At 44.8% G+C, this 12,771-nt stretch carries 8 protein-coding genes; 2 read left to right on the top strand and 6 right to left on the bottom strand.

The window, feature by feature from the left end:
* On the top strand, window positions 1-3,098 hold a 3,098-nt coding region (locus ABIL00_07460), incomplete at its 5' end, for a T9SS type A sorting domain-containing protein (protein MEO0110594.1).
* Window positions 3,099-3,307: 209 nt separating this feature from the next.
* Here the strand turns inward: ABIL00_07460 and ABIL00_07465 are convergent.
* From ABIL00_07465 to ABIL00_07480, 4 genes are all read right to left on the bottom strand, one after another.
* Window positions 3,308-3,796, bottom strand: coding sequence for a DUF488 domain-containing protein (locus ABIL00_07465; GenBank protein MEO0110595.1), 489 nt, complete (start codon window positions 3,794-3,796; stop codon window positions 3,308-3,310).
* Window positions 3,793-5,838 (bottom strand): CehA/McbA family metallohydrolase, encoded by a 2,046-nt coding sequence (locus ABIL00_07470; GenBank protein ID MEO0110596.1) that lies wholly within the window; start codon window positions 5,836-5,838, stop codon window positions 3,793-3,795. The genes ABIL00_07465 and ABIL00_07470 overlap by 4 nt, the downstream gene beginning before the upstream one ends.
* Window positions 5,839-5,851: 13 nt before the next feature.
* Entirely contained in the window at window positions 5,852-6,184 is a 333-nt protein-coding gene (locus ABIL00_07475; GenBank protein ID MEO0110597.1) for a hypothetical protein, read from the bottom strand.
* Window positions 6,185-6,301: 117 nt separating this feature from the next.
* A complete protein-coding gene (locus tag ABIL00_07480) occupies window positions 6,302-6,466 on the bottom strand; it encodes a hypothetical protein (protein MEO0110598.1) in 165 nt (54 codons plus the stop codon).
* 89 nt (window positions 6,467-6,555) lie between these two features.
* On the opposite strand from ABIL00_07480, the gene ABIL00_07485 reads away from it, so the two are divergent.
* Window positions 6,556-6,948: a 6-carboxytetrahydropterin synthase gene (locus ABIL00_07485; protein ID MEO0110599.1), complete on the top strand. Its 393-nt coding sequence runs from the start codon at window positions 6,556-6,558 to the stop codon at window positions 6,946-6,948.
* A gap of 1 nt (window position 6,949) precedes the next feature.
* Here ABIL00_07485 and ABIL00_07490 read toward each other — a convergent pair whose 3' ends face one another.
* Together ABIL00_07490 and ABIL00_07495 are read right to left on the bottom strand one after the other, a co-directional pair.
* Entirely contained in the window at window positions 6,950-10,582 is a 3,633-nt protein-coding gene (locus tag ABIL00_07490; protein MEO0110600.1) for a C25 family cysteine peptidase, read from the bottom strand.
* A gap of 57 nt (window positions 10,583-10,639) precedes the next feature.
* Window positions 10,640-12,771 (bottom strand): S8 family peptidase (locus ABIL00_07495; GenBank protein MEO0110601.1); only part of this gene is annotated, 2,132 nt, incomplete at its 5' end.

Here is a 12,771-nt window from a genome sequence, read left to right on the forward strand (position 1 = left end):
CGCCACCAGCGGTTGTTCTACCAGGAACCTTCACACCCAGTAGTGAAGTTGCTAATTACGGAACAACCAATGCCGATAATTTCCGAGTTATTTATCATATCACCAAATCTACCCAACTGGTCTATGCGGAGACTACTTTTATTAGTCTAACCCCAGGACAGGTTGATACCTTGGAATTTCCGGATTGGACCGTGAGCGATACCGGACATTACATTGCTTTATCCCGAACCGAATTTATTGAAGATGTCAATCCGGCAAATGATGAAAAGACAAGAGAAATCTGGGTGCGAGCACCGGCCCATGATGTTGGTGTCTGTGCAATTAGTAATCCGGTGGGACAGATCCCTCCGGGACCAACTACCCCACAGGTGTATGTGAAAAACTACGGCACATTTGCCGAATCGGATTTTGACTGCGTCTTCACCATTGAATATCTGAGAGATCAATTATACGCGGAGACGGTTCGGGTGACCGACCTTATTCAACCCGGAGAATCAACCTTAGTTTCTTTCCCAAGTTGGAATGCGGTTTCTGGTGCCTATCAGGGAATTTCTTGGTCGTTACTGTCGGAAGACTCTGACCCAACGAACGATACCGCAACCGCGGCTTTTGAGGTTATTGGCCATGATGTCGGTGTTTCCGCAATCCTTGCCCCAACCGGTGAGATTGGTGTTGGTTTCCCAATTACGCCGAAGGCAGAGGTGAAAAACTATGGCAATAGCAATGAAAACTTCCCGGTGATTTTCCAGATTTATGATGGTGGTTTGGTCTATGCCGATACCCAGAATGTAACCTTATCAGTGGGAGCGACGGATACGGTGGAATTCGCTGACTGGACACCAACCACAACTGGTATTTATAACACAATCGCTTGGAGTGAACTAACAACTGACCAGAATCCAAGTAATGATACTGCAACCGGTACTTGTGAAGTGGTCTCGGAGATTGTTCGGGATGTGGGTGTAGTCTCCATAATTTATCCTGTAGGCAATGTGCCACCGAGCAATATCCGTCCGCGGGTGAGGGTAAAGAACTTTGGTAATGTCCAAGAGGCATCCTTTAAGTCCTTCTTCAAAATCTTTGCGGCTCTTGACCAGATTTATTCCGATTCGGTTGAGATTCTTAACTTAGGTCCGCGAGAAGAGAAAGAGGTTACTTTCGCTTCCTGGCTCGCGATCCCTGGTGATTATACCGAGCGCTGCTCTACTTACCTGGCAGTAGATGAGAATCCCGAAAATGATACCGCGAGTGCTACCTTCTCGGTCTCCCACTTTGCTAAAGATGTCGGTGTGATTGAAATCATCTATCCGACAGGAACAATCCAACCGGGAACCCAAGTAGAACCAAGGGTTAAGGTTCATAACTTTGGTGATAATCCCGAGACCTTTAAGACCTATTTCCGGATCTTTTCGGCAACCGACCAAATTTATACCGATTCCCTTCTTGTGGAAAATCTCGCTCCCAATACCACCCGGGAATTGACATTTAGCCCCTGGCTGGCTTTGAGTGGTTCCTACAATGGAGTTTGTAATACCGCTCTGACCGGTGATGTGAATCCCGCGAATGATACCTTAGAAGAGCCCTTCACAGTTATCCGGTATAACTACGATGTCGGTCCGATTCGGATTGTCTCCCCAGTTGGTATAATTCAACCGGGTAATGTGGCACCAGCCTGTTCGGTTTATAACTTCGGCAATCGGCTTGTCTCCTTCTACGCCTTCTTTAAGATTAACTCCGGTGCCCAACCTGTTTACTTGGAATCTACATTGGTGAGCGATTTACCTTCTGGCCGCGCTAGACTTATTACCTTCCCCAGTTGGATTGCCACCGTTGGCGATTACACAACGATAACTTATACTGGTCTCGTCAATGATGAATACCGGGCGAACGATACTTTAAGGGGAACGGTTAGAGTGCAATCGCCCTATGTTGGTTGGCAACTGGTTGCTAATGTGCCAATGACTCCTGAGAATAAGCGAATCAAGTCTGGTGGTGGCATGACAAAATGCGGTAATTATCTCTACATCTTAAAGGGTAATAATACCCGGAGTATGTATAAGTATCTACCGGGTTCTAATCTGGCGGATTATGAGGATTCGGTTCCTCCGGGTGCTTCTGGAAAGAAGGTGAAGAAGGGTTCGGGGATAGTTTCTGATGGTCGTTATCTCTATATCTTTAAGGGTGCCAATACCAAGGAGTTCTTCCGTTATGATACCGAAAGGGGTGAGACGATTTGGTTGGAATTGCCATCGGTTCTTGGAGAGAAGGGATTGAAGGGTGGAACGGGTGTTTGCTATCTCTCTGGTTATATCTATCTCTTAAAGGGTTCCAATACCACAGAGTTCTATCGGTTCAATATCTCGGAAAGAAGTTGGGAGACGATGACCTCACCACCGAGAACAAAAGGGTTTAAGGATGGCTCTTGTCTTGTTGCCTATAACGACCAGATTTATCTCTTAGGGAATACCTACAATAACTTCTATCGCTATAATCCGGGAACTAATTCTTGGGATAGTTTGCGACCGATGCCATTGTATCATCCGCAGGTGAATCGGAAGAAGAAGGTGAAGGAAGGTGCGGCTTTGGCCTTAAAGGATAATAAAATTTATGCCTTTAAGGGTGGCAATACGGGTGAGTTCTGGATGTACAATCCAGAAGACGATTCCTGGTATCCGAAGGATACGATTCCGCGGGCGGAAGAGAGAAAGCGGGTGAAGGGTGGTGGTGCGCTTGCTACCTTTGGCACGGATATCTGGGCATTGAAAGGGAATAATACAACTTCCATTTGGAAATATACCGAAGGCGATATCTTCTTAATGCCCGAGATTGTGGAAAGAAGTGTTGCTCTAAACTTAACGGAAAATAAGGTTACCCTGCGGTTTAATTCACCGACAAAGACACCATTTACCGTCTCTTATCACTTAACGAAGAGAGCAACCGCGAGTCTCAAAATCTATAATTCCCTTGGTGAACTTGTCTATTCTGGTAAGAGCGATAAGGGTGAGTTTACGATCAAGAAACTACCGGTGGGAATCTATCTCTTACGGTTTGAGTCCAAGGGCTACAAAGAAGAGAGGAAGTTAATCGTTGTGAAGTAGCCCAAAGGATAAGAGGAGACGCCCCCGGAATTTCCGGGGGCGTTTTTATTTTAGATAAAAGTCTTACGACTTAACTCCAAAGATTGCTTCCCCCGCCCCTTTGGGACGAAATTTCACAATGAAAAAAAGTTTTTGGGTTGAGAAGGTAGAGAGGAAAATAGGAGTCTTTGCCGAAAGGAAGATACAATGCAAAATAATGTTTGGCCAACTCATTCGGAGAAATTTTTCCGAAGAGTTTTAACTACATTCTCTCCTGCTCCACCCAAGCCGATGGCAAAAGCCATTTTGGGAATGGTTTTATCAATTTCCAGGATATGGATAATTTCTATCCCTTCTTTTTCTAATTCTTGGGTGATGAAACGACGGTGGCAACGAAAAGGGATTTTCTCCGCACAAAGGATGCAGGTTATTTTATCCTTTGCCTTTACCTTTATTTTTTCTAAACCGCTCTTGAATTCCTTCGTCTTAGTATATTCTTGGTAGCCACCCTTTCGGTAACCGCCCAATTCCTCTCCAAGGTGGCAATATTCTATTCCATATTCTTCACAGATTTTCTTTAAGTTATCTTTTTGGAAATGTGCAAACTGGGAGGTCGGAAAGCGCCGGACATCAAAGATGACTTCTATCTTATATTTTTTAAGAATTTCTCTAAACTCTTCTGGGCTCCGCTTGCTGGTGCCTAAGGTGTAGATTCTCAATGGCTAACTACTACCTTTCGGATGACCTTTTCTTTATCAGTTTTTAGCACCAAAAAGTAGATACCATCTTTCATCCCTTTTAATTTTATTTCGGACTCCGGTTCTTTCTGGGAATAGGTTTTGATGAGACTGCCTTTGGCATCGTAAATCATAATGGAGATTTTTAATAAATTTTGGGGAGATAAAATCCGAATTCTTATCGCTTCGCGAGCGGGATTTGGTCCCAAGGTGAACTCAATTTTTTCTTTTAGTTTTGGTTGGGAGATAGTGGTTAAAGAGCGAACAAAGACAGAGTCAAATCTCCAGAATTCGCCATCCGGACCCAAAAATCCGGTCTTTGGGTCTTTCTCAATAGTGAACAGTCGGTCATCCGCCCAACTGCGATAGAATATCCTCTGCCAACCTTCTTCCTTTGGTCTTAGTTTTAACCAGTAGGGAAATTGGTTTTGGGGGGAGAGCCGAACCGAATAGGGATAACCACCTCGCCATTCTAAGATTTCGTAACCGGAAAGGTTTGGAATATGCCGAACTTCACCAATCCCCGGTCCTTGCCTCTGCCAGTCGGAAAAATTAAAGTCGCTCGTCTCCACCGCCACCAGTAAACCAAACCGATAGGGTGAGACTAAACCATTATTCCGAAGAGAAAAAGAGAGGCTCTCTTCTTCGTTGAGGTAAACAGTATCTGGCAGATTTAAGGGTTGGGTGAGAAAAGAAAGAGGACCAAACTCATATTCCGGATAGTTGATATAAATGGGGTTGGTGCAATATTCGTAATCACCATTCCAGGAAAAGAGGGAGACCCGGAAGAAGTTGGTATCAAGATTACTAAATGTTTCTTCCCATTCGTATTCGTAATCGCCACCCGTAGGCAGGGTATAACTATAAATCTCACCGGCTTTGGAATAGACCTTAACCTGGTCTAAGGCATCCGCATCATCAACTTCCAAACGGAACTTAATTAGTTTGCTGCCGGAGAGAATTGGGATATTTTCGCCCATAATCAAATCCATAATGTTATTGTTATTGGTATCGGCGTAGAGGTAAAGCCGTGAGTCATCCATCTCATCGCAAGCCATCACCCGGCCAAGTTTTAATGCCCGCAAAAGGGTATCCGGATGGTCGGATGAGGCATAGACCGCGGAATGACTGCCTAAGGGGTCTTCATAGGGCATATTGCCGTGATAATCGGAATTACCGGCGGCGGCGATCCTTTTTCCTTGGGTTAATAGTTGGTGCCACCAACTTACCGCTTCCGCATCACTCTTTCTTCTTTGAGGAAACCAAGTTGGTCCGTTAAAAATTTCAATGACATCAATTCCCGGGTCTAAATAAGGGTAATGGTCCCAACCCATTCCCAACTCGTCATCGCAGGGATGGTTGATTTGGACTAAGCCACCCCGATAGGTGGCATCATCAATCATCTGGTGCACAGACCTTTTGGTAAAAGAGTTTCTCCCTTCTGGTCCTAAGATATTGGCATGACCGGAATCGGTTGTCCATTCGGTTCCCCTTATCGGTTGGCAGTTGCCGGTGCGGTGGAAGGCGGTATCATAACATTGACCCAAGGTATCGTGGTCAGTGATGGCACAGAAATTGCCACCTTCGCTATTGACCATATTGAGAATCCGGGAGACGGAATAGCGCCCATCAGAATAGGTGGTGTGGATGTGGAAGGTGCCAAAATACCAACGGTAGTCTGATTGCCAAAGGGAGAAGGAAAAATCTTTCCCTTCTTCGGTTGATTGGATTAAAATCTCATTTTTCCTTTTTAGCCAATCCTTCTTTTCCGTTAAATCAATCGTGGTGAAATTTTGCTTGGCAAAAGAACCAATCTCCTTTTGGTTTAAGAAGACCTGGCATTGGGAGAGACCTTTTAAGGTGAGATGGAGGGAGTTTTTTAATTTCGGTAGAGAAAAGGAAAAACGAAATTGTCCATTTTCAATTTTCCCCCTGCCGGTAAAAATAACTTCATCTCTTTCTAAGGGTGTCAAAGAGAAGAGGGGAAAAGAGAGAAGAAAAGAGAGAATTAAAATTTTTCTCATTTTTCCTCCCAAATCAAGTTTGGGCTGGTTTGCCACCAAAAAGTCCTTTCAAAATAATCGCCAGACCAATAATGATTAAAATGAGGGGCCATAGGTTTTGGAATTGGAAAAGGGAGAAGAGTCCGATTGCCAAAATAATTATGCCGGCAACGAACCGGCCGCCAAAAAATTTCTCTTTTAGGGCGAGATGGCGCAGAAAGGCATCTAAGATAAAAATTCCGCCCAGAGAGAGGAGAAAGTACCTCCACCATTCGGTGATAAGGTTATTGGCGGAAAGGAAAAAGAGAAGACCCAGGGAGATAAGGATAAGACCAGCGAAAACTTCGGAAATTTGTTTTTTTGTCATTACTAATTATAGAAAAATTAAGGGAAAGATCAAGTCCTTGAATTATTCCGGCGGCATAAAAGTCGCCTATGAATCCGCCAGCCCTTGATTTTAAGTTTTTTATTTTCAATAACTTACTTACTTTGGGGTGAATTTGAGGTGAGCCCTACCACCGCCTCCCTTACCACCTCCCCTCCCACCTTTTATCCACCTTTCCCGCCGTCCCTTAGGGACTAATTTCCTTATTAGGGAAAGGTCCAATTCGCTTCCTAATTTCTTTGCGGGAAAAAGGAGTAGTTTCATCTCCAATCTCCGGTCTAAGAAATTGTCTAAGAAGAGGTCCCATCTTCTGCCTAATCCTTAGGCTAATTTTGGAGAGAGAGGGATGGGTAGTGAGGTATTCGGTTTTTGATTTGACTTCTCTTTCTTTTCTCTTACAATTGGCGATGTATCTTTTGAAAATAAAAGAAGATTTTTCCGCGGCTCATGCCTTAAAAGACTATCACGGAAAGTGTGAATCGCTCCATGGCCATAACTATCAAGTTTTAGTTGAAATTGAGGTGGAGAAATTGCCCAATAAGGGTTATCTTTATGATTTTAGGGAGATAAGAGATTACTTAAAAGCCATCCTCCCGGACCATAAGAACTTAAATGAGTTTTTCTCTTTTAATCCGACGGCGGAGAATATCGCCCATTGGCTTTTTTATAAGATAAAAGAGAAGTATCCGATAAAAGCCTGTGAAGTCTGGGAGAACGAAAATTCTGGGGCGAGATACGAAGAGTAGCCTATTCCGTAAGGATCGTTTTTAGGGTTAAAGTCTTTTCCGGAGTCTTCACCTTGTAGAAATATATCCCCTTACTCACTTTTTTCTGGCGATTGTCTTGCCCATCCCAAACGAAGGTGTAGGTGCCGGGTTTTAAGTTGGTATTGAGAAGTTCCCGAATCAGTTTTCCGGCGGCATCATAGATTAAGATCTCACATCTCCCTTCTTTCTTTAAGGAGAAGGAGATTTTATTCTCATTCCGGAAGGGGTTGGGATAGGAAGCAAAAGATTTCTTGGTCAAATCCGGTAAAGGCTTTTCGGCAATACTTACCCAAGGCTCGGTAGAGAATTTGATTGCCCGGCCGGGAACAATCGGGGTGGCGGTGCGGTGGTAAGTACCATTGCAAAGGAGGCAGATACCACGGGTATTGGTGTGGTCTTCAATACCGACGGTGTTAGAACTGTAGTTATTGGCGGAGTAATACTGGAAGAGGATGATATTTTCTCCGGTGGGTGTGGGAATTGTCGTATCATAGATGATAATCTCAAACTTATCCCATAAGGTATTGGGGGAGAAGTAATGGACCGAATCCCATTCAATAATGAAGCGGTGGGAATCGGGTTGGTATAGATACCAGATGCGATTGCCATAAGGTGGGTATAAATCATCCCAATTGGGACAAATCATCGCACTGGGATTAGTGGAGGTTGGGTCGGGTAAGGGGTAATTGGTATAAACTGTGGATGTGGTTCTAATTGGCGAAACCCAACCGTTACTGCAGACCGATAAAGAATCGGTATATCTCATCCCGTAGTACTTAAAGACAAAGGGTAAAGGAATTCTTATCGTCTGGTCATCAGAGGTGATTGGTAATTGGGTTCCCCGGTTTCGCAGTTCAATCCAAGAATAGGTTGGTCTTGGTGGATAGGCGCTATCAACATCTTCAAAGGCGGAATACCAGGGTGAGGCGGTATCATCGGGAGTTGGGTCGGTATTCCTCAATTCACCAACGACGATATTAAACCTTATCCCTTTCAGATAACCGCCCTCGGCAAAAAGCACAAGGGAGCAGGGAATAGGGAACTCCGGTGGCACATTTAAGGCATGGACCAAAAATCTATCCCCTTCATTGCCAATAATTGAATCCCTGGGGATGAAGCCGTAATAACCAAATGAGTCTTCAACCAAAAGCCGAGAGTCAAGGGAATAGAGTTTTCCTTGGACATTATAACCATGGCCGAGTCCCTCGTTTTTAATCCGGACAACAAGATAAGCCCTTTCGTTGGGGTCCAGTCTCCGGTTATTGTTGCCAATGGAATCAATCACCCTCAGACCAGAATAGAAAAAGACCGGTGTGCCAACCGTAATGGCGAATTCCGAATTCCAGACCGAATCATTAGCATCCCTTGTTTCTAAGTTGAATCTTAATGAATACCGATTGGTGCAGGAAGGGGAGACGGTAAATTTATAACCATTGGAACCGGTAAAGGCGGAATCGTTTGCCGGGATGTTGCCAAAGTTCTTTAAGGAGTCGGTGATATTAATCAAGGGGTCATTGGTCCTCAATTTGCCCCGAACATTATTTCCGATAACCGAGCCATAATTTTTCACCCAGAGCGGTAAATTGATACTTTCCCCCGGATTGACAATACCATCACCATTACCTCCCGGTGGGGCATCGTCAATTATATGTTTGAGATAGATGACATAAGGGGTATTACCAGTTCGGGCAATACAAGTTCCTTCAAAGGGAAGGATTTCGTGCCCGGTAACCGTAACCGAAAATTCTCCGGGGGTTTGGGCATTGATGTTTAAGTCAACATACCCATTTTCATTAGTATAACCATAGGTATAAAACTCATTCCGTTTCCAGAGGCAGACTAAGGCATCTTGGCAAGGATTACCGGATTTTCTTACGGTTATCCGCATCGTGTAAGGTCCAAGGGGAACAGAACCGGGATATTGGACAGTTGGGGTCTCCGGAACTCCGGTCCAAACTTGTAATGCCGGATCGGCAAGCCACAGATACATCTGGGCATTTTCTGGACCACCACTACCACCGTGTCTTAAAACGAAATGGGCATCCCCAAAGAGCAAAAGCCAACCCAAATCCCACATCGGTGCTTTATAAGTCCGGGCGGGTGTGGGAATGCTTATCGTATCACCCAAACAGCGATAGAGCATTGAATCAAATCCGTGATTGGGAATAGTGTAGGATGGGTCAGAGGCACCCAAAGATGCAACCGCACCACCCGGATATTTTCTAATCCAGGCTTCCCCTAAACAGACTGCAGAGTAGGCGATATCATGACACTCGCAGGCGACATTAAAAACAATTGGCGTCTTATCACCATTGTTTAGATTATTGATATCGGTATTGGTCCAGGAACCAGTTGTCCCCCAATCCCACCATTCTTGGTAATCGCCGTGACCCCGGTAGTTGACAACATTTCTCCCTTCGTTAATCGCCGCTGCCACCGCAGCATTTCCTAAGTATTGACCCATTATCGTATCCATCGTGAAGCGGTAATAGGGGTAGGTGTGGTTATAGATTCCCCTTTTACAGGCGGAGTATTTCCCAGGATAGTTTTCCCGATGGGCAACCAAACTTGATTTGGTGAGCCATTCCCCCAATAATGGGTTCCTTTCGTATTTTAGAGTTTTTCGGATGAAGTTCTGAAGTTCGGTCACATTGGCAACCGAGATGCGACCAATTCCAACCTCGCCGTATAAATCGTTACCAATTAAATCACTATACCAATAATCAGAAGGAAAGGAGCCATAGGCATAGGAAGGGGGCATCCGGTCAACATCACCAACCAATAAGACCCACCTTAAAACCGGAGGGGAGGAACGGTTATATTCCGCCAGAATGGAATCTTTAATCTCTTGGGCGGTGAAGGAAGATTTACTAATCACTCTGGTCTCAATTCCCCTTTTCTGATGCCAATTGACGAGACTGTCAAGATAGGAAGCAAAATCGGAATGGGCAATCACTAAATACCGAACACCGGGAGAGAGATTATATTCCACTCGGAAGGGATAGAATTCATAGTTTAATAAAAATCGCTTGTAGATACCGGCGAGCCAGGGTTCTATCCTCTTTTCCCTAAAAGAGCCGGTATAAGAGATTTTCACTTTTAGATAATTATAGAAGATGAGCCTTTTTTCCTTTGGGTTATAGGCAAATGGAATAATGTCAAAATTGACTAAATAAACTTCGCGCCACCAGGCTTTTCTTGCAATAGATGTTTTCTCTTTTGGATAGACTTCCGCGGTCTCGTAAAAATTCCGGTCAATAATAAATTCTTCTCTTTCTCTCTCATCAGTGGTTGGTGGTTGGAAAGGATACAAGAGGATATTATCATAGACTTTCTTTTGAAAATCTAAAATTTCTATGCTCACTTCCCCATTATCCGGTATGCCTAAGGCGCGAGCGATTTTTGGTAGTTGGGGTTTGCCAACCTCAGAAGTTGTTCCTTCTTCTCCGGGCAAGGAGACTATGGTATAGGTTTCATCCCCAACCTTTACCTCTTCCATTCTTAACTCCTCATTTTTCACCTCTAAGATATAGCCATTAGGAATCGGTGAGAGGAGGATGGAAGATAAAGAAAAGGCGAAGGGGACAAAAAGAAAAATCAAAAGGTAACGCATAAAACCTCCTTATTTTTATTTTGGGGAGGGAGAGTTTATCTCCCTCCCCTTTTTCTTCTATTTCAGATAGACGACCTTTCGGATTTCGCTTCCTTCTTCTGTTGCCAGGCGGATGAGATAAATACCTTCGCTTACCGGGGTTCCCTTCGTATCTTTTCCGTCCCAGGTCAGTCTTTCAATTGGTGGGTTGATGGAGAAATTCTTCACTTCTCGGCCGGTGACGTCGTAGATGGAGATTCTTACTGGCTTATTGCCGGTGAGATTTAAGATTAATTCCACATTTTTCCGATTGACCGTTGGTAACCTCATTCGGGAGACCTTCTCCAATTTCACTTCTTCCATACCCACACGCATAGCAATCGTATCGGTTGTGAACTTTATCGCTCTTCCCGGAACAACCGGGGCACAGGCGCGGTGATAGGTTCCATTATACAAGGCATTGATGCCAATCTGGTTGGTTTCATCTTCAATGCCGATGGTGATTGAACCGTAGTTATTGGCGGTAAGATACTGGAAGATAAACTCGTTATCACCGGTGTAGGTCTGATTAGTTGTGTCGTAGACGATAATCTGAAACTTATCCCATTGCTCGCGGGCGGAGAAGTAATGGACCGAATCCCATTCTAAGATGAAACGATGGGAATCAGGTTCGTATAAATACCAGATTCTGTTGCCAACGGGTGGGTATAGGTCATCCCAGACCGGACAAATCATCGCACTCGGATTACTGGATGTTGGGTCTGGTAAGGGTTGGTTGGTATAAACGGTGGAGGTGGTTCTAATTGGGGAAATCCAACCGTTGCCACAGACCGATAAAGAGTCGGTATATCTCATCCCGTAATACTTAAAGACAAAGGGCAAAGGAATTCTTATTGTCTGGTCATCAGAGGTGATCGGTAATTGGGTTCCCCGGTTTCGCAACTCAATCCAATTAAATCTTGGCGCTTCCAGATAGAAGGTGTCAATATCATCATAGGCGTAATAGCGGGCAGGAGTTCTTGGTCCATCCGGGATTGGGTCAACTGCTGTAATTTCCCCGACGATGATATTAAAGGCTCGGACCGCACTATAATTAAGACCGTAAATCTTTAAGGTGCAAGGAACCGGAAACTCTCTGGGGATGGCGGAAGTAGCGTTAACCCGGAACTTATCAACCGTGTTGAACTTTGTTGAGTCGTGATATACTGTATCATAGAGACCAAAGGAGTCAAGAACAATAAATCTTGGGTCGCCGGATTTTAAGACCGCATAGACATTATAGCCATTGCCAATACCGATATTCTTAATACCAATGGCAATGGAAGCAACTTCTCCGGGGTCAAGTTTCCCATTGCCGTTGCCACCGGGTGGGGAATCATAAGCAATGATACCATAGGGGGTAAGAACTGGGGCACCAACCCTAATTCCCAAACCAGCGACCCAGGTTGATTCGGTTGTATCTTTAACTACTAACTCTAAAGGCAAGAGATAACCGTTGGTGCAGGCAACTGCTACTGAGATATTAAACCCATTATTTCCGGTCCAAGCGGAATCTCCGGGCTGGATGGTGCCGAAGTATTTCACGGTATCGGAGATGGTTACATTGGGGTCGGCAAAAGTTCTTCTTAATATTCCCCTAACGCCTTGAGCCGGATAACTGCAAAGGTTTTTAAGCCAGGTTGGCATCTCGCAGGATTCACCGGGATTTAAGATACCATCACCATTGCCCAATGGTGGAGTATCAAGGATTGTGTGTTTATAATATCTAACACCGGTGGGTGGTGGAGTGAAGGCAACCGCCAAACTACAATTAATCCTTCCGGAGCCGAAGACCGTATCTTTACCAGGAGCACCCAAATCAACAACCGCGTGGCGTTCAATGATGGAATCAATCTGCCTCGGGGTTAAATAGGGATTCTTGGAAAGCATTAAGGCGCAAAGTCCAGCCACATGGGGTGTTGCCATGGAAGTTCCAGACATCTGGGTATAACTCTGGTCACTGGAATAATAGGTGGAAAGGATATCAACACCCGGGGCACAGACATCTGGGTCCACTAAGTAAGGTGAATAGTCATACCAGGGTGGAACGGTATCCCAAACCCTTGTCGGACCACGGGAAGAGAAACTGGCGATATTGTCATTATTGTCGGTTGCCCCAACCGAAATGACTGCGGAAGGGGCACCAGTGCCCACATTCTGGGGATGGGGAT

The sequence above is a fragment of the candidate division WOR-3 bacterium genome (genome assembly GCA_039801905.1).
Lineage (GTDB): Bacteria > Hydrothermota > Tepidihabitantia > Tepidihabitantales > JBDRVQ01 > JBDRVQ01.

Bases quoted from the DNA above. Each gene is read 5' to 3' on its own strand.
- ABIL00_07475 (MEO0110597.1), bottom strand. From the start codon at position 6,184: ATGACAAAAAAACAAATTTCCGAAGTTTTCGCTGGTCTTATCCTTATC.
- ABIL00_07470 (MEO0110596.1), bottom strand. From the start codon at position 5,838: ATGAGAAAAATTTTAATTCTCTCTTTTCTTCTCTCTTTTCCCCTCTTC.
- ABIL00_07490 (MEO0110600.1), bottom strand. From the start codon at position 10,582: ATGCGTTACCTTTTGATTTTTCTTTTTGTCCCCTTCGCCTTTTCTTTA.
- ABIL00_07480 (MEO0110598.1), bottom strand. From the start codon at position 6,466: ATGAAACTACTCCTTTTTCCCGCAAAGAAATTAGGAAGCGAATTGGAC.